14 protein-coding genes are annotated in these 20,615 nt (G+C 53.2%); 8 read left to right on the forward strand and 6 right to left on the reverse strand.

Annotation, left to right across the window (positions count from 1 at the left end):
- Positions 1 to 25: 25 nt before the first annotated feature.
- On the reverse strand, positions 26 to 2,212 hold the full coding sequence (locus tag ELY38_RS18545; RefSeq protein WP_127063636.1) for a tRNA(Met) cytidine acetyltransferase TmcA: 2,187 nt from the start codon (positions 2,210 to 2,212) through the stop codon (positions 26 to 28).
- 322 nt (positions 2,213 to 2,534) lie between these two features.
- On the opposite strand from ELY38_RS18545, the gene dctP reads away from it, so the two are divergent.
- The 4 genes from dctP (at position 2,535) to ELY38_RS18565 (ending at position 7,363) form a co-directional block, all read left to right on the forward strand.
- Entirely contained in the window at positions 2,535 to 3,638 is a 1,104-nt protein-coding gene (gene dctP / locus ELY38_RS18550) for a TRAP transporter substrate-binding protein DctP (protein ID WP_127063637.1), read from the forward strand.
- A gap of 60 nt (positions 3,639 to 3,698) precedes the next feature.
- Entirely contained in the window at positions 3,699 to 4,202 is a 504-nt protein-coding gene (locus tag ELY38_RS18555; protein ID WP_127063638.1) for a TRAP transporter small permease subunit, read from the forward strand.
- The gene (locus ELY38_RS18560; protein ID WP_127063639.1) at positions 4,199 to 5,533 is read left to right on the forward strand and encodes a TRAP transporter large permease; all 1,335 of its coding nucleotides are present in this window, start codon (positions 4,199 to 4,201) and stop codon (positions 5,531 to 5,533) included. The genes ELY38_RS18555 and ELY38_RS18560 overlap by 4 nt, the downstream gene beginning before the upstream one ends.
- A gap of 141 nt (positions 5,534 to 5,674) precedes the next feature.
- Entirely contained in the window at positions 5,675 to 7,363 is a 1,689-nt protein-coding gene (locus tag ELY38_RS18565; RefSeq protein WP_127063640.1) for an ABC transporter permease, read from the forward strand.
- On the opposite strand, the gene ELY38_RS18570 is transcribed toward ELY38_RS18565, so the two are convergent.
- Positions 7,360 to 8,472 (reverse strand): ABC transporter ATP-binding protein, encoded by a 1,113-nt coding sequence (locus ELY38_RS18570; protein WP_127063641.1) that lies wholly within the window; start codon positions 8,470 to 8,472, stop codon positions 7,360 to 7,362. The two genes, ELY38_RS18565 and ELY38_RS18570, sit on opposite strands and share 4 nt — an antisense overlap.
- A gap of 218 nt (positions 8,473 to 8,690) precedes the next feature.
- On the opposite strand from ELY38_RS18570, the gene ELY38_RS18575 reads away from it, so the two are divergent.
- The gene (locus ELY38_RS18575; RefSeq protein ID WP_127063642.1) at positions 8,691 to 9,716 is read left to right on the forward strand and encodes a Fe(3+) ABC transporter substrate-binding protein; all 1,026 of its coding nucleotides are present in this window, start codon (positions 8,691 to 8,693) and stop codon (positions 9,714 to 9,716) included.
- Between the two features lie 59 nt (positions 9,717 to 9,775).
- Here ELY38_RS18575 and polA read toward each other — a convergent pair whose 3' ends face one another.
- A complete protein-coding gene (gene polA / locus ELY38_RS18580) occupies positions 9,776 to 12,598 on the reverse strand; it encodes a DNA polymerase I (protein WP_127063643.1) in 2,823 nt (940 codons plus the stop codon).
- 164 nt (positions 12,599 to 12,762) lie between these two features.
- Between polA and ELY38_RS18585 the strand changes: the two genes are divergently transcribed.
- Complete coding sequence (locus tag ELY38_RS18585; RefSeq protein WP_127063644.1) at positions 12,763 to 13,722, forward strand: homoserine kinase; 960 nt, start codon at positions 12,763 to 12,765, stop codon at positions 13,720 to 13,722.
- Complete coding sequence (speA, locus tag ELY38_RS18590) at positions 13,719 to 15,635, forward strand: biosynthetic arginine decarboxylase (protein ID WP_127063645.1); 1,917 nt, start codon at positions 13,719 to 13,721, stop codon at positions 15,633 to 15,635. The genes ELY38_RS18585 and speA overlap by 4 nt, the downstream gene beginning before the upstream one ends.
- A gap of 76 nt (positions 15,636 to 15,711) precedes the next feature.
- Here the strand turns inward: speA and ELY38_RS18595 are convergent, their stop codons facing one another.
- The 3 genes from ELY38_RS18595 to ELY38_RS18605 all read right to left on the reverse strand — a co-directional run bounded on the left by ELY38_RS18595 (position 15,712) and on the right by ELY38_RS18605 (position 18,835).
- Positions 15,712 to 16,377: a fumarylacetoacetate hydrolase family protein gene (locus ELY38_RS18595; protein WP_127063646.1), complete on the reverse strand. Its 666-nt coding sequence runs from the start codon at positions 16,375 to 16,377 to the stop codon at positions 15,712 to 15,714.
- 124 nt (positions 16,378 to 16,501) lie between these two features.
- Entirely contained in the window at positions 16,502 to 17,476 is a 975-nt protein-coding gene (thpD, locus tag ELY38_RS18600) for an ectoine hydroxylase (protein WP_127063647.1), read from the reverse strand.
- Positions 17,477 to 18,031: 555 nt separating this feature from the next.
- Positions 18,032 to 18,835 (reverse strand): Crp/Fnr family transcriptional regulator, encoded by an 804-nt coding sequence (locus ELY38_RS18605; protein WP_127063648.1) that lies wholly within the window; start codon positions 18,833 to 18,835, stop codon positions 18,032 to 18,034.
- Positions 18,836 to 19,314: 479 nt separating this feature from the next.
- Between ELY38_RS18605 and ELY38_RS18610 the strand changes: the two genes are divergently transcribed.
- Positions 19,315 to 20,607: an ATP-grasp domain-containing protein gene (locus ELY38_RS18610; RefSeq protein ID WP_127063722.1), complete on the forward strand. Its 1,293-nt coding sequence runs from the start codon at positions 19,315 to 19,317 to the stop codon at positions 20,605 to 20,607.
- Positions 20,608 to 20,615 lie beyond the last annotated feature (8 nt).

The following is a 20,615-nucleotide window of genomic DNA, read 5'->3' on the forward strand; positions in this document are numbered from 1 at the left end:
CTTCATTATCGACAGTGGAACCACTTTACTCTTCCGCGCCGCGAGGGAAAAGCATACCGTAGGCCGCTACTTGTTCAACGGTCTGACGTAGCGCGCGTACGCCGTCACCATGTGCGACGGCCAACGAGCGATTCTGAAAGGCCCAGCCCGCCAGCTGCTGATGAGCAACTAACGCCGCCTGCATGGCGCTGGTTTCCCGCGCCAGGGCCTGCAGTGCCGGGCGCGCCAGCACCGGGTCACGATGCCCATAGGCTACATCACTCACCGCTTGGCGCTCGTCTGCCGTCAGCGGTGCCCTGGGCAGTGCCTGTAGCAGCAGTGAGACAACCTCTGCCGGCAAGGTGGGCAGCTCAAACGCCAACAGACCGGGCAGCGCGGCCGCAAAGGTTGTCCTCAAAGTGCTCAATATGGCTTGCCCTTCGGCGTTCAGCGCTTTGGCGACCATAACCGCAAACTCGCCCGTGGCTGTTTCTCGGGTAATGCCCAGACGTACGGGGGTAAACCCCTGCGCCAGCCAAAAGCGGAGCAGCGAGGCTTCGGCGCCAAACGTGGCGCCATACAGGGCGATGCCTTGACGCGCGGCTTCACTGCTGTCTTCATCAATAAGCTTTCGGCCCAACCCTTCCCGACGACGTTCAGGATGAGTAGCAATACGTACCACGCGACGCCAGCGAGCGGTCAGCGCGGCGCGACTTCCCATATGCGCAGCCAGAGACTGAGCCATCAAGTGCCCTTGGGGGCGACGCTCGCCAAGCGCCACCTGCTCGGCAAGCATGGCGTCAAAACCGCCCTCCTCCCGCGCTACAAGCACCGCCTGGGGCGCATTTTCCTGCCCTACCAACCGCAGTGTGGTACCGGGCCCATCTAACAGCTGGCGCAAGTCACTGGGTGAGGTTCGGTAATGCGATTGCACCAACAGGCCAAACACGGACTCAAGCGCAGCCTCGTTATGTGCAAGCTCGCCACGCATTATTATCTGAGACGTTAACGGGTCATCACAGCGCTGCACCGTCGGTAGCGGCGCCTTTAGCATCAGCAACCGGTTAACCGTAGCCTCAAGCGGGTCGCCTGCAGCCCAGCGAATGGGCGTATTCAGCGTTAGCGCTTTCCACTGCGGCGCAAGCCGGTCCAGCACGCTGCGAAAGCGCAGCGCAAACCCGCGCCCGGAGCCTTCGTAGCCATCGACAGTGGTGGCAAACGCGATACGTGGAAAGGCCGCAAGCCATTGTCCCAATAGCGCGGCGGGAATCGCTGCTGCTTCATCGACCATCAAATAACTGCCGTCGCCCCCCAGCTGCCCTGCCGTGACCTCTTGGGTCAATATATCGGGCGGCAGAAAGCGAAGCTCGCAGCCGGTGGCCAGCTGAAAGTGGCCGGATGTAATGCGCCTGCCTTCAGGGCAAAGCGCCTCCAGCCGCTCAAACAGGCTTTCCAGAGCGCTTTGCCGTGGGGCGGTGACCACGACAAGGGGCACCCCGCTCTCCAGTAGCCGGGCACAGGCAATCCCCAGCGCAGCACTTTTCCCCCGCCCGCGATCGGCAGTAATTACCAGCGGACGGCGGCGTTTCAAGCGCACCAGCTGATCGGCAATAAGCGCCTGGTCGGCCGTGCGACAGGCCGTATCAGCGACCGGCGGCGTATCACTTGATTGCGCCGCCAAGCGGGGAAGGTGCGGCAATCCGGGGGGCTGCCACGTCACCACAGGCAGTTCCCTCCTAAGAAGACGAGCAAGACGCGCCAGATAGTGAGACGTTAGCGTTTGCCATTGCCAGGGGTGGTCGGAAAAGCGTGCGTAATCAGGGTCTGGCTGCGTGCCCCAAGCCTGGGGCGTGATAAGCACCAGCAAGCCACCGGCGGTCAGCGTGCCTGCCAGCGCTCCTAAGGCCTCTGGGTCAAAGCCCGCACTTCCACTGGCATCAAGCACCACCAGCTGATGCTCAGCGCCCAGGCGCGTACGCGCCTTGCGTGGCGTTAGGCAGGGCTTAACGGGCACATCGTCAGCCTTATTCGCCACCCACAACGGCGCCTGCCAAGGGGCGGCCTGCCACAGCTGCTGGGCGCGGGCTCGGCACTCGCCGGGCTCACCCACAAGCCAAACAAGCTGTCGCCAACGGCGCCGGTGTAAGCGCTTGCCATGGACAAGCAACGCCTTGATGGCTTGCTCATCGCTGCTTAACGTCTTCGTCAACCTGTGTGGGGGTAGCGCTTGCATAGAATTCCTGAGCTAGGCCAATTTCTTAAAACTTTGGTTGAACAAAACGGCTTATTTCAACGGTTTTATAGATAAACCGATTTAATCAAGCGAGCTCTAAATAACGACAAGCTATTGATATATATAGTTTTATACTCAAACAACAATTCATATTGCGTTTGAAATTCCCTTTTACGCATATTGCGCTGCGACATGAAGAGTGTGCTAGGTTAGCCTTGCAGTCGTTGCTTTCGCTTCTTTACGTAAACGTTAGTTAAAGCTGCACTTTCCTGCATTTCGGTAACAACCCTAATAACGCCTTATGCCAACCAGGAAAACCACCATGCAAAAGACTACCCGTTTTAGCCTCACAGGCCTTGCGGCAAGTATCGCGCTTGCGGCATTCACCACGACTGCTCATGCCCAGGAGCAGTGGACAATGACCTCAACTTGGCCGGAAAACCTGGACCTGATCAAGATTGACCAGCACTGGGCTGAGCTTGTTAACAAGCTTGCAGGCGACGAAGTCCAGATCAACTTTCGCGCAGGCGGCACGTTAATGCCCGGATCAGAGGTATTTGATGCTACCGAAACCGGCAGTATCGAAGCCGCAGGCGACTGGCCCGGCTACTGGGCGGGGGTCAATCCGGCTTTTTCCCCGCTGGCAACCACTACCAGCCTGTTTAACGGCGTCGACTATCTTAACTGGATTCAGCAATGGGGTGGCCGCGAACTCTATGAAGAGATCTACGGCCAGTTCAACATGATGTATTTGCCCTACGGCATTACCAACAATGAATCAGGTTTTATGGGTCGCACCCCGATTGCCAGCATTGCTGACCTTGAGGGCAAACGCCTGCGCCTTTCCGGCCGCGACCAAGGGCGTGTGCTGGAGCAGTTGGGGGGTTCCCAGGTAACGCTTGCCGGGGGCGAAGTATATCAAGCTATTGAGCGTGGCGTGATTGATGCCGGTGAATTCTCGACACCTGGCGTCGACTTCAACGCAGGCTTTGCTGAAGTTGCCGATAACTGGGCCACCCCGGGCTGGCATCAATCGGCCAGCGTGTTTGGCGTGATGATCAACATGGATGCCTGGAACGCGCTAAGCGAGGAGGCCCAGGAGAAGCTGCGCATTGCCGCTGATGCTACCATGGCCTGGTCGCTGGCCTGGTCTGAGTATGAGTCCAATGCCGCCACGCAGAAATTTGTCGATGCCGGGGTGACCATCAATCAGTTCTCGGAAGAGGACCTGGCACGTATCCAGGAAGTTACGAATCAGGTGATTGTGCAAGGGGCGTGCGAGAACCCCGACCATGCCAAGGTCTACCATTCCATGATTACCTATCTACAGGAGTACGCTACCTGGCGTGACGTGTCGGTGCCTTTCAACATGAGCCGCACCATGGATAATCTACCTTCTCTGGAAGAGATCGAAGCCTGCCTGTAAGGCGCTCATGTTGCGCCCCGGCAGTGCCGGGGCCGTTGTTGTGCTGACCGGAGATCTCTCATGAATGCAATTGCCCAAGCCATTGATGCGCTCAATGAAGCGTTTGGACGCCTGATTGCGCCGCTGATTGCCATCATTACCCTGATTGTACTGTTCGATATTACGTCTCGCTTTGTGTTTGGCCGCCCAAGCGACTGGGCATTTGATGTCACCAAGATGTTGTTTGGCGCACACTTCATGCTGATGGCGGCCTACGGGCTGCGTCACCATGTTCATGTAGAGGTAGATGTTCTAAAGCGCCTGTTATCGCGCAAAAAACAGGCGCTGCTTGAGCTGGTGGGCTATGTGGTTTTCTTCGTGCCGTTTATTTGGATGCTGCTCAAGTACGGATGGCTGTTTTTCGAGCGCGCGTTTAGCCGTGGCGAAACTACCTACGGCATGATGTCGATTCCGGTCTATCCCATTAAAGGCGTGATTGTGCTGGCGGCGGCCCTGCTACTGCTCCAGGCCATTGCCATTGTACTACGGGCCATTTTACAGCTGTGCGAGGAGACCCCGGCATGAGCCTGAGTCCTGAATTACTTGCCCTGGTGATGTTTGGCGGTCTGCTGGTCGGGCTTTTCATGGGCCATCCGCTCGCCTTCGTGCTGGGCGGTGTGGCGGTGATTGGCGCCTTCCTGGGCCCTGGAGAGCGGGTGCTGGGCACTCTGATCAATAATATCTACGGCAACGCCATCGATAACTATGTGCTGGTCGCGATACCGCTGTTTATCCTTATGGCGCGCTTTTTGAACGACTCAGGCGTTACCGAGCGGATGTTCGATGCCATGCGCCTGCTGTTGGTCAATCTGCGCGGCGGGCTGGCGCTGACCGTGGTTATTGTATCGGTGTTGCTGGCCGCCACGACCGGCATTGTGGGCGCATCAATTGCTGTGATGGGCATGATCGCCCTGGTGCCCATGCTCAAATATGGCTACAACAAGGAGCTTAGCGCGGGGGTGATCATGGCCAGCGGCTGCCTGGGCATTTTGATTCCGCCCAGCATTATGCTGATTCTGATGGCGAGCTACTCACCGGTTTCGGTGGGCGCGCTGTTTGCTGGTGCCATGGTACCGGGACTACTGCTTGGTGTGATGTATGCGTTCTATGTTCTGCTGATCTGCCATTTCAAACCCTCCTATGGCCCGCCAGTACCCAAGGAAGAGCGTGCGGAGGTAAGTACTCGGCAGCTTTTAATCATGCTGGGCAAGTACGTGGTGCCCCCCATGTCGTTGATACTTGGCGTACTGGGCGCACTGTTTACCGGCATTGCTACCGCGACGGAGGCATCTGCTATCGGCGTTTTCATCGCGTTCATTCTGTTTTTGATCTTTGGTGACCGGCGGCTTTCCACCTGTTTTAGAACGCTACTGGAGGCGGGTAAAACCACTACCATGGTGATGCTGGTGCTGGTGGGCGCGACCGCATTTACCGGCGTGTTCTCCCGGGGAGGCGGCATGCAGGTCATTCAGGATTTGCTGTTGGCCATGCCGGGTGGCACGACCGGCGCGCTTATCATGATGTTGCTGTTGGTGTTTGTATTAGGAATGTTCCTCGACTGGACGGGCATCGTGCTGCTGAGCTTTCCGATCATGCTGCCGATCATTCAGCAGATGGGCGTTGACCCACTATGGTTTGTGGTAATGGTGGCTGTGGTACTGCAGACCTCGTTTCTTACCCCACCGTTTGGCTATGCGCTGTTCTACTTAAAAGGCGTGGCCCCGCCCGGTGTGGAGATTGTCGATTTGTATAAAGCCGTGGTGCCGTTTGTGGCCTTAATCCTTTTGGCATGCCTGCTGATGGCCTTCTTCCCCTGGCTGGTCACGGGCCTGCCCAGCTTGATGATTGGTTATTAACTCCCCCTACCCCCACTTTTGCTGGGGGTAGCTTCATATCTGCCCGCCTTAATTCAGCAGCTGCTACCCTGCTCGTCAAATGATACTCTTTGCGACTGTTATTCATTCGCACCAAGCGCTTCGCCTATTCTAGGAGACACCGTGACGACACCTCCCCGCCGCTCTTTATTGGCGCCTCTCTCGCCCCTGCCGCTGTCGTTAAACCCATGGGTGATGGTGCTGTTAAGCGTAGCCTTGGTGGTGGCGCTTCCCATCCTGGTGGTGTTTGGGCATATCGTAGTGCCCACCGACGGCGTGTGGCAGCACCTAGCCAGCACCGTGCTTCCTCGATATCTGGGCAACACCTTCTGGCTGATAACCGGCGTGGGCCTTGGCACCTTGGTGATTGGCACCGGCTGCGCCTGGCTGGTGGTCATGTGCCGGTTTCCCGGCAAGCGGCTTTTTGAGTGGGCTCTATTGCTGCCGCTGGCGGTGCCTACCTACGTGATTGCCTACGCCTATACCGATTTTCTGCAGTTTGCCGGCCCCTTACAAACTGCGCTTCGTGGCTGGTTTGACTGGCAGCACGGCGACTATTACTTCCCTAATATCCGCTCGCTGGGCGGGGCGACGATGCTGATCACCTTGGTACTCTATCCATATGTCTACCTGCTGACCCGGGCCTCATTTCTTGAGCAATCAGTCTGTGTGCTGGATGTGGGCCGCACCCTCGGCCGCGGCCCCTGGCAGCTGTTTGCCACTGTTGCCGTACCACTTGCCCGCCCCGCCTTGGTGGGCGGTGTCTCGCTGGTATTGATGGAAACCTTAAACGAGTTTGGCGCGGTGCAGTTTTTTGGCGTGGATACCTTTACCACCGGTATTTACCGCACCTGGTTTGGCCTGGGCGAGCCGGTTGCCGCTGCCCAGCTGGCCGCCTGCCTGCTGGTGTTCGTGATTGCACTGGTGCTTCTTGAGCGCTGGTCACGGGGGAAGCGGCGCTACTTCCATACCTCCAGCCGCTACCAACAGCTGCCCGAGTACCATCTAAAAGGCTGGCGCGCGCTGGGGGCAACGCTTGCCTGCCTGCTACCCATTCTGGTGGGCTTTTTGATTCCTTCAGGGATTTTACTGAACCTGGCCATACAGCAGGGCGACAGCCTGTTTGGCACGCGTTTTATCCGTTTTGCCACCAACAGCCTGAGCCTTTCGGCGGTGGCCGCCCTCATCGCTGTGGGTCTGGCGGTTGTACTCAGCTACGGCGTTCGACTTTATGACACCCCCGGCACCCGGCTCTTCTCCCGCATTGCCGCCATGGGCTACGCCATTCCCGGTTCAGTGGTAGCCGTGGGCATCCTGATTCCTTTCGCTTGGCTGGATCACACGCTTAACAGTTGGCTGCACGCCTACTACGGCAAGATTGTCGGGCTGATCTTCAGCGGCTCGGCATTTATCCTGATCTACGCTTACGTAGTGCGTTTTCTGGCGGTTTCATTCAATGCCGTTGAAGCGAGCTTGGGCAAGGTAACCCCCAGCATGGACGCCGCTTCGCGTACCCTTGGGCAAACCCCAGGCGGCACGCTGCGTCATATTCATACTCCGCTGATGCGCAGCAGCCTGCTGGCGGCAGGTATTCTTGTGTTTGTAGATGTGATGAAGGAACTGCCTGCCACCATCATTCTACGCCCGTTCAATTTCGATACGCTCGCTGTCAGAGCGCATAGCCTTGCCTCGGACGAGCGCCTGGCCGAGGCCTCGACCGCATCACTGACCATCGTGGTGGTCGGTATTCTGCCGGTAATTCTGTTAAGCCTTGCCATGCGCCGGGCAAGGCCCGGCAGTAAAGCGGTTTAAGTGATAGCATCCGCGCTTTTAAAGACAAACACTTGAGAGCGGTCGAGATCAATATCTACCGGCTGGCCCTCGGCAGGCAGGAACACACCCGGTACGCGAGCGTGAAGATGAGCTTCCTGACCGTCTTCACCGTGAACGCAGAGGTGGATCAAGCTGCTGCGCCCCAGCAGTTTGGCCATGATCACGTGGCTGTGGTTGTGCGCCTTGGCAGGCAGGTCCCGCACGGCAAGCTTTAACGCCTCAGGACGAATCATTACTTCAACGCCGCTGCCCTCCGGCAGCCAGCTCGCATCGATTTTACCCATGGGCGTCTGTACGCAGCCTTTGTGGATACTTCCCTTGAGTATGTTGACCTCGCCAAAGAATGTCACCACAAAGGGGTCTACCGGTTCGCAGTAAAGTTCTCGGGGCGTACCGGTCTGGACGATATTACCATCACGCATCAGTGCAATCCGGTCGGCCATGAACATAGCTTCTTCCGGGTCATGGGTGACCAGAAGCGTGGCCGATCCCAGCTTTTTCAACACGTGCAGAGTGTCATCGCGAATGCGGTCGCGAAGCCTTGCATCCAGGCTTGAGAAAGGCTCGTCGAGCAGCATAAGCTGCGGCCGGGGCGCCAACGCCCGGGCAAGTGCCACGCGCTGCTGCTGGCCGCCGGAGAGCTGATGCGGGTAATTTTGTGCGTAGTCGGCCATACCCAACTGCTCAAGCAGGGCCAGCGCCTGTTCATGGCGCGCCCGTGCAGGCAGATGCTTCAGGCCAAAACTTACATTTTCCAGCACATTCAGGTGCGGGAACAGAGCGGAGTCCTGAAACGCAAGCCCGACGCTGCGCTTTTCCGGCGGCACGTGGCGCTGGCCAGGGGCGGCAATAGTCCGCCCTTCCAGACTAACACTTCCTTCTTGCAGCACTTCAAGCCCAGCAGCAATGCGCAGCAACGTCGTTTTGCCGCAGCCCGAAGGTCCCAGCAGGCAGACTACCTCACCTGGGGCAATATCAAGATCGATCCCCTTTACCACCAGCCGGGTATCGAAGGTATGACGCACGCCACTCAGCGACAATGCCGTCGTCTGAACTGCTTTATCAGAGGGAGATGCAATAATCGCCATATGCCACCTTTAACTGACCTGACCGGCGCATGGCGGATGCCATGACCCAAGCATAAAAAAGTTACGCGTAGTGTATTTTCATGAACGTCGTTATGCACGCCGGATTGCATAGGCAAGAATGGTTGTTCTGATATTGCTTGACCTAACTACGCGGAAAGGCTTCAATACCCAACACCGTAATGCAACTTATTATCATAATCATTTAGAGTGCTAACCATATGAAAATAACACGTCTTTCGGCTTCTATCGCGGCTATTTTTGCAAGCACTGCCGTTGCTAACAGCGCCTTGGCTAACGAACTGAATATTTATTCGGCCCGTCATTATGATACCGACGAGCAACTCTATCAGGCATTTACCGAAGAGACCGGCATTAAAGTCAATCTACTTGAAGGTGATTCCGACCAGCTGATGGAACGTATTCAGCGCGAAGGTATAGCCAGCCCCGCTGACGTGATGATTACCGTCGATGCAGGACGTTTATGGCGTGCCGAGCAGGAAGGCGTTTTCCAAAGCGTGGAGTCGGACGTGCTTAACGAGCGTCTGCCCGAGGCCATGCGCCATCCTGACGGCCTGTGGTTTGGTTTCAGCCAACGCGCCCGAGTGATTTTCTACAACCTGGATAACGTCGACCCTGAGCAAATCGAAACCTACGAAGACTTGGCCGATTCTGCGCTTGAGGGCCAGGTGTGCATTCGCTCATCGAATAATATCTACAACCAGTCGCTGCTGGCGTCGATGATCTCCCATCACGGGGCTGACGAGGCCGAAGAGTGGGCTCAGGGCGTGGTCAACAATATGGCGCGCGCCCCGGAGGGCGGCGATACCGACCAGATCCTCGGCGTGGCCAGCGGCGAATGCGATATCGCGGTGGCCAACCACTACTACTACGTGCGCCTGTTGACCTCGGATGACGAATCCCAGCGAGCCGAAGCCGAAAAAGTGGGCATCATCTTCCCCAACCAGAACGATCGTGGCACCCATGTAAATGTGGGCGGCGCGGGTGTGGCGGCTAATGCGCCGCATTATGACAACGCCGTGCGTTTTCTAGAGTACCTTGCCTCGGATACCGCCCAGGAGATCTTTGCCAGCGGCAACTTCGAGTTTCCGGTGGTGGATGGCGTAACGCGCCATGATGTGCTGAAAGAGTGGGGCGACTTCAAAACCGACGAGCTGAACGTGAGTGAGCTTGGCAATAACAACCCCGAAGCTATCCGCATTTTTGATCGCGTGGGCTGGCGCTAATCTCTTTCTTCAAAAATGATATGGCCCGCCAGATGGCGGGCCTTTTTCATGGTAAGCATTTAATGCGCTTCATCCCAGTTGGCGCCGCTTTCAGCCTCCACGATTAATGGCACTTTCAGCTCGGCAGCCCCCTGCATGCGCTTTTGTACCTCGCCAATAAATTTCTCCACTTGGCTCTCTTTCACCTCGAAAACCAGTTCGTCATGCACCTGCATGACCATCAACGCATCAAACGTACCTTCTGCAAGCCAGGCATCCACGTCAATCATGGCCTGCTTGATGATATCGGCCGCAGTGCCCTGCATGGGCGCGTTGATGGCGGTGCGCTCGGCACCCTGGCGGCGGTTGCGGTTTTGCGAGTGGATTTCCGGCAGATATAGGCGCCGCCCCAGCACGGTTTCAACGAACCCATCTTCCGCCGCCTGGGTGCGAATCCGATCCATATAGCGGGCTACACCCGGGTAGCGGTCAAAGTAGCGATCAATATAGGTTTGCGCCTGATTGCGCTCGATACGCAGCTGTCGCGCCAGACCCCAGGCGCTCATGCCATAGATCAGCCCGAAGTTGATCGCCTTGGCGCTGCGCCGCTGCTCATTGCTCACTTTATCAAGCGCGGTGCCAAACACTTCCGCGGCGGTGGCCGTATGAATATCGCGACCTTCCGCAAAGGCCTCCAGCAGGCCCTTGTCTTCAGAAAGGTGCGCCATGATGCGCAGCTCAATCTGCGAGTAGTCAGCTGCCACAATGCGGTAGCCTGGTCGAGCGATAAACGCCTGACGAATCTTGCGCCCCTCTTCGGTGCGGATCGGAATATTCTGCAAGTTCGGGTCAGAGGACGATAAACGTCCCGTCGCCGTGATTGCCTGGTGATAGCTGGTATGCACTCGCCCGCTTACCTTGTTGATCAAGCGCGGCAGCTTATCGGTGTAGGTGGATTTGAGCTTGGCAAGCCCCCGGTGCTGCATGATCACCTTGGGCAACGGGTAATCCAGCGCAAGCTCCTCAAGCACCGCTTCTGCGGTGGACGGCGCGCCTTTCGGGGTTTTCTTGATCACCGGAATTTTCTGCTCGTTAAACAGGATTTCCCCGAGCTGCTTGGGCGAGCCCAGATTGAACTCGCGCCCTGCCAGATCAAACGCTTCAATTTCCAACTCGCGAATGCGCTTATCCAACTGCTGGCTCTGCTCGTGCAGGCGCTCAGCATCAATCGCCACCCCGTTGCGCTCGATACGAGAAATCACCTTGATCAGCGGCAGCTCCAGATGATCCAACACCTCGGCCAGGCGCCCTTCCTTCTCAACCTGCGGGCGAAGCGTATCGTATAGGCGCAGAGTGATATCCACGTCTTCACAGGCATAAGGCACCGCCTGCTCCAGAGCAATCTGGTTAAAGCTCAACTGCTTGGCGCCTTTACCGGCGATCTCTTCGAACGAGGTGGTTTTTTCACCCAGGTATTTAAGCGCCAGCGAATCCATATCGTGGCGTGTGGCGGTTGAGTTCAGTATGTAAGAGGCCAGCATGGTATCGGCAAGGGGTCCTGCGACCTGGATATCGTAGTTTGCCAGCACGGAAATATCGTATTTAAGGTTCTGGCCAATCTTGATGATTTTTTGATCTTCAAGCAGCGGCTTGAGGGCCTTTAATACCGTGGCTCTATCCAACTGGGCGGGGGCGTCCAGATAGTCGTGGGCCAACGGAATATAGGCGGCTTCACCAGCTTCAAGGGCCAGGCCAATACCTACAATTTCAGCGTCCATATAGTTAAGGCTGGTAGTTTCCAGATCAAAGCAGAACCGCTTGGCGCTTTTCAACCGCGCAAGCCATGTATCAAGCTCGGCCTGCTCGACGATAATGTGGTCCTGGCGGCTTTCGCTTCGCGCAGGCGCTGCATCGCCACTATTGTCTTCGTTACTACCTTGGCTATTACCCTGAGTATTACTGACGCGCTCTCCGGCATTTGCCGGTACCGGCTCGCCGCCTTTTACATCATCAACGCCTTCGTCTTTACCTTCCAGTAATTCGGACAACCATTGCTTGAATTCCAGCTCTTTATAAAGCTCGAGCAATTTTTCGCGATCCGGGTGGGCAATATCCAGGTCATCCAACCCGACCGCCAGCTCGCAATCGACCTTGATGGTGGCAAGCTCATAAGAGAGGTACGCCTGTTCGCGATGCTCTTCAAGCTTCTTGGGCATCGTTTTGGCACCCCGGAAGGTAAGCGTTTTTACCCGTTCCAGATCAGCGTAGATAGTATCCAGCCCGCCCCCCATTCCCTGGAGCAGGCCAAGGGCGGTTTTCTCACCTACCCCAGGCACACCGGGAATGTTGTCGACCTTGTCCCCCATCAGAGCAAGAAAATCGATAATCAGCGAAGGCGGCAGGCCGAACTTCTCCTCCACGCCCGCCACATCCAGAGTTTCGCCTTTCATGGTATTCACCAGCGTGATATGAGCATTGACCAGCTGTGCCATATCCTTGTCGCCGGTGGAAATCACCGCGTCGCGCCCGGCCTGGGTCGCCTGGTGGGCCAAGGTGCCGATCACGTCGTCCGCTTCTACACCCTCAATGCACAGTAGCGGCAGACCCAGCGCTTTTACACAGGCATGCAAGGGAGCAACCTGGCTGCGCAGATCATCCGGCATTGGAGGTCGATGCGCCTTGTACTGAGTATAAATTTCATCGCGAAAGGTCTTGCCCGGGGCATCAAACACCACCGCCATAGGGCTTTCCGGATAATCCTTGATTAGCCGCTTGAGCATGTTGATCACGCCCTTCACGGCACCTGTTGGCTGGCCATTAGAGGCCGTGAGCGGTGGCAGCGCGTGAAAAGCACGGTACAAGTACGAAGAACCATCGACGAGCACGATCGGAGCACGGGCCATAACCAATATCCATTGCAAAAAAAAGTATAGAGACATGATACGCGTTAAGCGCCACCGGCAGAAACAAACCGTGCTGGGCAAATCGGCACCGGTAGTTAACAACGCTGCCAACTGGCGCAGCAAGCCGCTACAATAATGGGCTTAGCAACCTGGGCGAGATTCTCATGGCTGTATTTACCCCGCTTAGCGACGCACAGGTCGCAGCGTTTTTAAAAAGATTTGATGTTGGTCACTTCGTTTCCCTGCAAGGGGTTGCAGGCGGCACGGAAAATTCGACATTTTTTGTTACCACTGATCGCCGTGAACTGGTGCTCACCCTGTTTGAACAGGGTGAACACGAGGAGCTTCCGTTCTTTGTTGACCTGCTTGACTACCTCGACGAGCATCGCTTGCCGGTGCCCGGACCCATTCACGACCTCGACGGTATTGCGCTGCACAGCCTGGCGGACAAGCCGGCCCTGCTCTTCCCACGCATGCCTGGCCGCCACCCGGAAGCCCCCAATCTGGCGCAATGCCAAGCACTGGGCGACACTCTGGGGCGTTTGCATGGGGTATCTCAACACTTTTCCGGCCACCGCCCAAACCCGCGGGATCTGCATTGGCTACAAGCCATGCACCATAAGGTGCTGACCTATTTAAGCCCAGATGACCAGAGCTTAATGAAAAACGAGGTCGATGATTTTGAAAGTGCCTTTAGCCAGTACGCTGAGCTTCCTCAAGGCGCGATCCATGGCGACCTGTTCCGCGATAACACCTTGTTTGATGGTGATACGCTTGGCGGTATTATCGATTTCTATAATGGCTGCACAGGCGATCTGCTGTTTGACCTGGCCATTGTGATTAACGACTGGACCTCTAATGAGGACGGTACTCTCAATGCCGAGCGCTATAACACGCTGCTGGGCGCCTATCAGGCGCGTCGCCCCTTGACCCAGGATGAGCGCAATGTCTGGCCAATCATGCTGCGAATGACCGCGCTGCGTTACTGGTTATCGCGTTTATTGGTGGTTTACGTTGATCCACCGGCTCACGACTTGACGCCCCATGATCCCGAGCGTTTTCATACCATTTTAAAGGCGCGCATCGCGCACGGTGCCTTACCACTGCCTGAGGCTTATTTATGAAAGAAACGCAGACAAGCGGATCGGCGCTGAGTGCCCGCCGGACCTGGAACATCGATCAGTGGGGCAGCGGCTACTTTGATGTAGACGATCATGGCCAAGCGCTGGTGCGCCCTTTGGGCAACGATGCCGAAGGCCCTGCCCTGCCCCTGCGTGAACTGGTATGCCAGCTGCAGGACGCGGGTTTGCGTTTGCCTGTTCTGGTTCGCTTTAGCGACATCCTTCATGACCGGGTAGAACAGCTATGTGGCGCCTTTGATGCCGCCATGAGCGATATTGATTATCAGGGCGGTTACACGGCGGTTTACCCCATAAAGGTCAACCAGCAGCGCCGCGTGGTAGAGGAAATTCTGGCCACTTCTGAGCGGGGTAATGGCCGTGTGGGTCTGGAAGCCGGCAGCAAGCCCGAGCTACTCGCCGTGCTGGCCCTGTCTGGCGGTGGCTCCTCGCTGATTGTGTGTAACGGTTATAAGGATCGAGAGTACGTACGCCTTGCACTGTTGGGGGAAAAGCTAGGCCATCGCGTTTATCTGGTGGTGGAAAAGCTTTCAGAGCTTGCGATGATCATGGACGAAGCGCGGGAGCTCGATGTCACACCACGCATTGGCCTGCGCGCACGCCTTGCTTCTGTAGGTAAGGGCAAGTGGCAGAACACCGGTGGGGAAAAATCCAAATTTGGCCTGACCGCCAGTCAGATTCTTGAAGTAGTGGAAACGCTGCGCGCGCAGGACGCGCTGGCAAGTCTTCAACTGGTGCACTTCCACCTGGGTTCACAGATTGCCAACATCCGCGATATTCAGCGCGGCCTGCGTGAGTGCGCCCGGTTTTACCAGAATCTAATTACCCTGGGTGCGCCTATCGACACGGTCGACGTGGGCGGCGGCCTGGGTATTGACTACGAGGGCACTCGCTCACGCAGCTACTGCTCGGCCAATTACTCCATGCGCGAATACGCTCGCAACGTGGTGAGCGCGTTCGCCCAGCTCTGCGAAGAGGCTGACCTGCCCCAGCCTCATTTGATCAGCGAATCCGGCCGGGCGTTAACCGCTCACCACGCGGTGTTGATTACTAACGTGATTGGCGAGGAGCGCATCGACGATACACCGCCGGAGAAATCACCCCAAGAGGATATGCAGGTCGATGCCCTGTGGCGCGTGTTCGACCAGCTTGCCACTCCTCAGGAGCCGCGCATGCTGGTCGAGGCCTGGCATGACTTGCTACAGGCAGTGAGCGAGCTTCAGGACCGCTTCGTGCTGGGCTTAAGTGATATTAATGCCCGCGCTGAAGGCGAACGCCTTTATTTAGCGGCTTGCGCGCGTTTGCGCAGCCAGCTGGATACCCGTAACCGCGCCCACCGTGAAATCATGGATGAGCTGGCCGAAAAACTGGCTGACAAGCTGTTCGTTAACTTCTCGCTATTCCAGTCGGTGCCTGACGTGTGGGGCATTGAGCAGATATTCCCGGTGTTGCCGTTAAGTGGGCTAAACCAAACCCCAACGCGCCGGGCAGTGATTCAGGACATTACCTGCGATTCCGACGGGCGTATTGATAGCTATGTGGATGGCCAGGGCGTGGAAAGCACTCTCCCGCTACCTGAGTGGCCATCTGAGGATGAACGCTGGCTGGGTTTCTTTCTGGTCGGCGCCTACCAGGAAATTCTGGGCGATTTGCACAACCTGTTCGGCGATACCGACTCGGTTGATGCGGCGTTAAACGAACACGGCGAATGGGTGCTTTCCAACCCGCTGGCTGGCGATACCGTCGCTGCTGTACTGGCATACGTTAACTTCGATGCCAATGTGCTCAAGCAAAAACTGACCGAACAGATCGTTAATAGCGGCTTTTCGAAACAAGAACAGGAAAGCTTCGCGGCAAGCCTAAGTGAGGGATTGGAAGGCTATACCTATTTAGAGTAACGCCTTCACGTTACCCTTTAGCAAAAAAGCGCCCCTGGTGATCCAGGAGCGCTTTTTTAAGAGAAAAAACGTTTGCTTACTCGACAACGGAGGTATTAATTTCCAAACCGCCGGTCAGCGTCAAGCGTAATGATATACCCCGGGTTAACTCGCCAACGCCTGCTGGGGTGCCGGTCAAAATGACATCGCCCGGTTCGAGGGTGAAATGTCGGCTCATTTCCGCGACCAGTGAAGGAATCGCAAAAATCATATCAGAGCCTTCCCCATGCTGGCGCTCCTCGCCATCAATTTCCAACGTGAACGCCAGTGCATTCCAGTTAGGTACGCGGCTTAGGGGCAGGAATTTGGATAACGGACAAGACCCATCAAACCCCTTGGCAATTTCCCAAGGGTGGCCTTTCTCTTTTAACTTCGTTTGAACATCGCGTAGCGTTAAATCAAGCGCCAGGCCAATACCCACAATGGCACGCTCGGCTTCATCGGGCGTGGCATGAGTCAGCGTTTCACCCACCAGGAGCGCAAGCTCGGCTTCATAGTGGACATCACCGCGTGAAAAAGGCGGGTTAAGCGGCTGTTCAATATCAACAACGCTGGTAGCGGGCTTGATAAAAAGCAGTGGTTCGCTGGGAACCGGGTTATCCAGCTCTTTCGCGTGATCTGCATAGTTGCGGCCAACGCATACAACTTTTCCCAACGCGTGGGGGAATTCCTGACCATCGGTAAAGTGTGGAACAAGACGCATGGGGGGTATTCTCCTTCTCATTGTGCGTGTCGCCTTCTCAACGACAGACGCAACAGTCTACCTTACCTATGCGAATGTTCCACAACCTAATACGCGTATTACATTTACTCAAAAAATCGCGAACCTAACGGCCACTTTCGTCTGGCTCGTGGGCGAGAAAATCCGGACGGCGTTTAGCCGCTGCATAAGGCTCACGACAGCGATTATCCGGGCGATTAAACACAAAGAAAACGTTACTGCGTGGATCAGGCGATAAATTGGCATTAGAAGCATGCAAGGTATTGCAATCGAACAGTAAGAGTCCACCTGCTTTACCTTTAGGTGCTTCAATACCGTGTTCTGCGACGAGCTTAGTCAGTGCTTCATGACTAGGCACACCGACTTCTTGCGCCTTCAGCGAGCTTTTGTGATTATCCTCAGGTGTTTCCCCAAGGCAAGGTACAAATTTCATGTGCGAGCCAGGAATCAACATCAGAGGACCGTTGAATTCATGGTTATCGGTTAAGATCAATGAAGCACTGACTGCATGCATGCCCGGCATGCCGTCTTCTGCGTGCCAAGTTTCAAAATCAGAATGCCAATTGAAGCCCTTACCTGCAAACCCAGGTTTATAATTGATACGCGCCTGATGCACATAGGGGTCATCACCAATGATTTGGCGGGCTGCACCGGCCACGCGCTCATCCTTTGCCAGGGCACCCAAACGCTCTGATAATTGATGCACCGCAAACAAGGAACGAATTTCATTACTGTCGGGTTCGGTAATACTGAAATCCTTATTGCGGTATTCATCAGTACTCATCAAAGACTGCATTTCTTCACGCAGCTCATCAAGCTCATCACCTGTAATCAGGTTAGGGATAAATAAAAATCCCTTCCGCTCGAACTCATCAAGCTGAGCTTCGCTTAAGGGGCCCGATAGATGTCGCCCCTTAATGACAGCATCTTGTCGTGGCTGCCAGAGCGTTGCTGGAGGGGTGGCCAAACGTGATGGATAGGCATCCTGAACATTTGCAGATTGTGAAGAAGGTATATCAGCTAATTCACTATATTGCTTGTGCGCTGTTACATTATTGAGAGATAGATTGCTGACTGTCATCTAATCCACTCCTTGTATGATTAAATTTCAGATCAATGTCATGCCCTAACAAGGTAGACGACATACACGTAACTGCAAGTCGTTAACCGAGCTTCATAACTTGTGTTATGAAAAACCGTTATTTCTCAAGGGTATAACCACATTCATCTCAATTGGCTACAAATCTCTTACCTGTAATTCTACTGCGTATTTTAAAATGATTTTAGATTAAAATTACCCAACCATATATCTTTAAAGGATTAATATTGGAACATCATTCCTTAACAACCTGTTTATTAATCTTAATAAACACGGATTTATTTGAACTCTTAGTTGCATTTTAAATACATGCCGAATGATAAGCTTTACTCCTGCATTTTCATTTTCAATTTTAAATCTTATGCAACAACGCTAGCGGCAAAGATATTACTGTCAGTCTTTACTACTACTTATTTATTAAAATATAAAAAAACAAAATATTACTATTAAAATAAAAATGCAGTTTTTAACACAGCCATTTAAACGTGGAAAGCTCCTTCATAAGGGAAAGAGCTATTAAACTAACATGCGCTCGCTTTAGTCAAGACGGATATGACCATAAATAAAATCACTATCAAACCCTGTGGATTTGGCCATTTCTTCAGGTTTTAAAAGCTTTATACTGCTTCTCGTTTTACGAATAAACTTTTTTTGCTCCAAAGCAGTCATACAACGGCTAACATGAACACTAGTAATTCCTAAAAGCTCTCCTACCACATCTTGTGTAATAGGAAATGAATAGATATTGGTTTTTAGCAAACCTTTAAAACAAAAACGTGAATAAATTTCTAATAAAAAATGGGCAACACGTTCTTCAGAACGATGATGTGTGCAGCTTCGCAAACGCTCAATCGTGATGTTATCGTTAACCATAATATAAGACATCACAGCTTTTCTTATTTCTAGGTTTGTCTTAAAGAGTTCGTGTATATTTTCTACTGATATTTTCTCCAGCTTACAGTTAGTTAGCGCTAAAATAACTATATCATGGTTTTCAAAGAAACTCTCGCGCACACCAATGATATCGCCGGGCATAAAGACATTACATATATCCTGGCCACGCTTACTAGTAGCATGACTTAAGCTTGCCCATCCTTCTTTAACTAAAAATATATCTGCTCTCCCATCGGAAAGGGAAAACATTTTTTGATTTCTTTTTAATTCAACTGGTTTTTTACGCACTTCATTTAAAGAATTTATTGTTTCGTCGCTCAGTTCTTCATATAAACCCAACACACCCTCTAGCGTTATATCGAAACTTTTAGTCTCGAAGTTATTAACGCAATTACTAAAAATTTTCTTATCCATAAGCTCATGGTTTCCAACAATTACCTGATCCATTTCTACACTCCTTTGTAGTTAGACACAAGCTATACAAAATAGATTAAAAGTAAAGTCTTTATATAACTAAAAGAAACAAGGGGCGAGAAAAATATAGTCAACTACGAAAATATAAACAAGGACTATTTGTTTAAACAAGCTAGGGGAAAGACCCCTCCTGACCAACCAGCAAGATTAAAATTTAACAATTATTAAAATTTCGTCCTACCTGCTCTCATCCCTTAATTAACTCATTCTATAAACCTCTTCATTGTCAACTTCATTCGATGATTAACGTTAAATTTACGAGCAAGATGAAACCTCAGCTATATTTTAATAACAGAAACTACTACTTATAAAACCTATTACAACATAGGTTATGTTTATAGCACATAGGGAACTTATATAAATTACATATATCAAGACATGTTGTTGTCCATTTATCGTACACTTAACTTGCAGCATCAGGAATAGCCTTTTCTAAATTCAAGGAGAGAATGATGAAGCGAAATATTTTTGTTATTGCTTTGGAAGATAAACAACGTCATGCAATGGAAACACTACGTAAAGCGAAAGAATTAGAAATTCATGAGTTACTTAGTGTTGATACTGCAGTTGAAGCTGAAAAAATATCGTTTAACCAACTTTTAAAAGAAGCAAAAGCTCAGCTAGATAATTTCTCAGGTTCAATCGATGGCATTATTGCTCAATGGGATTTCCCAACGAGTGTTCTGGTTCCGCTACTCTGCCAGCAGTACCATATTCCCTCGCCTACTATCACCAGTGTTTTAACCTGCGAACATAAACTCTGGAGTCGTATTGAACAGCAAAAGGTCATTCCGGAGGTAGTCCCTAAGTTTTGCGGTGTTGACCCCTTCAAGGATAATCCAATTGAACAGGTCACTCTGGATTTTCCTTTTTGGATAAAGCCGGTAAAAGCATTTTCTTCCCATCTTGGCTTCAAGGTGGAGAATGAGACGCAATTTGATCAAGCCATTGAAGAAATACGTAAAGGTATTCGCCAGCTTGGCGATCCCTTCAACGAAGCGCTTGAGTACGCCGACCTGCCGGAAGAGATTAAAGAGCTGGATGGCAATTCCTGTATTGCTGAAGAAATCGTAAAGGGCGTCCAAGCGGCCCCTGAAGGCACTGTCTTCCAAGGTGAATTCAACGTACATGGCATTATTTCTCAACCTAAATCGGATGGTTCATTAACTCTTTTTGACCGTTTGGAATACCCCAGCAATCTTCCAGAGCATGTACACCATAAAATGGTGGAAACCGCTAAAACGTTTCTTACCCATATTGGCTACGATAATGGCTGCTTTAATGCTGAATTCATGTGGGACGAGGCGACTGACAAACTTTGGCTAATTGAATTCAATACGCGTATTTCACAATCCCATAGCGAGATATTCGTTTTAGTCGATGGGATGTCTAATCATGAAGTGGCTATCGATATTGCCTTGGGTCAACGCCCTTCACTTCTAAACCGTCAGGGTGTGGCACCTGTGGCGGCAAAGTGTTTTATCCCCTACGCTCACGAGGATGGAATCGTTAAGCGAGTTCCAAGCAAAGAGAACATACAAGCGCTACAACAACGCTTACCTCATACTGATGTATGTCTTGATGTTGCCCCAGGTCAGCGCCTTAGCGATTTACTACACCAGGATAGTTTCTGCTACCGGTTAGGCACGCTTTATATCACCGGCAATAACCATGAGGATATCGAAGAACGCTATAAGTTCTGTTTGGACTTTTTAGATTTTGAAATCGAAAAAGTGGATCTTTAAAGGAGGTA

The organism is Vreelandella nanhaiensis, from assembly GCF_003990185.1.
GTDB classification, from domain to species: domain Bacteria; phylum Pseudomonadota; class Gammaproteobacteria; order Pseudomonadales; family Halomonadaceae; genus Vreelandella; species Vreelandella nanhaiensis.

Excerpts from the sequence above, each read along its gene's own strand:
- ELY38_RS18555 (WP_127063638.1), top strand. The coding sequence starts at position 3,699 with ATGAATGCAATTGCCCAAGCCATTGATGCGCTCAATGAAGCGTTTGGA.
- speA (WP_127063645.1), top strand. The coding sequence starts at position 13,719 with ATGAAAGAAACGCAGACAAGCGGATCGGCGCTGAGTGCCCGCCGGACC.
- ELY38_RS18545 (WP_127063636.1), bottom strand. The coding sequence starts at position 2,212 with ATGCAAGCGCTACCCCCACACAGGTTGACGAAGACGTTAAGCAGCGAT.
- ELY38_RS18605 (WP_127063648.1), bottom strand. The coding sequence starts at position 18,835 with ATGGATCAGGTAATTGTTGGAAACCATGAGCTTATGGATAAGAAAATT.
- ELY38_RS18610 (WP_127063722.1), top strand. The coding sequence starts at position 19,315 with ATGAAGCGAAATATTTTTGTTATTGCTTTGGAAGATAAACAACGTCAT.
- ELY38_RS18595 (WP_127063646.1), bottom strand. The coding sequence starts at position 16,377 with ATGCGTCTTGTTCCACACTTTACCGATGGTCAGGAATTCCCCCACGCG.
- thpD (WP_127063647.1), bottom strand. The coding sequence starts at position 17,476 with ATGACAGTCAGCAATCTATCTCTCAATAATGTAACAGCGCACAAGCAA.
- ELY38_RS18575 (WP_127063642.1), top strand. The coding sequence starts at position 8,691 with ATGAAAATAACACGTCTTTCGGCTTCTATCGCGGCTATTTTTGCAAGC.
- dctP (WP_127063637.1), top strand. The coding sequence starts at position 2,535 with ATGCAAAAGACTACCCGTTTTAGCCTCACAGGCCTTGCGGCAAGTATC.
- ELY38_RS18560 (WP_127063639.1), top strand. The coding sequence starts at position 4,199 with ATGAGCCTGAGTCCTGAATTACTTGCCCTGGTGATGTTTGGCGGTCTG.
- polA (WP_127063643.1), bottom strand. The coding sequence starts at position 12,598 with ATGGCCCGTGCTCCGATCGTGCTCGTCGATGGTTCTTCGTACTTGTAC.
- ELY38_RS18585 (WP_127063644.1), top strand. The coding sequence starts at position 12,763 with ATGGCTGTATTTACCCCGCTTAGCGACGCACAGGTCGCAGCGTTTTTA.
- ELY38_RS18570 (WP_127063641.1), bottom strand. The coding sequence starts at position 8,472 with ATGGCGATTATTGCATCTCCCTCTGATAAAGCAGTTCAGACGACGGCA.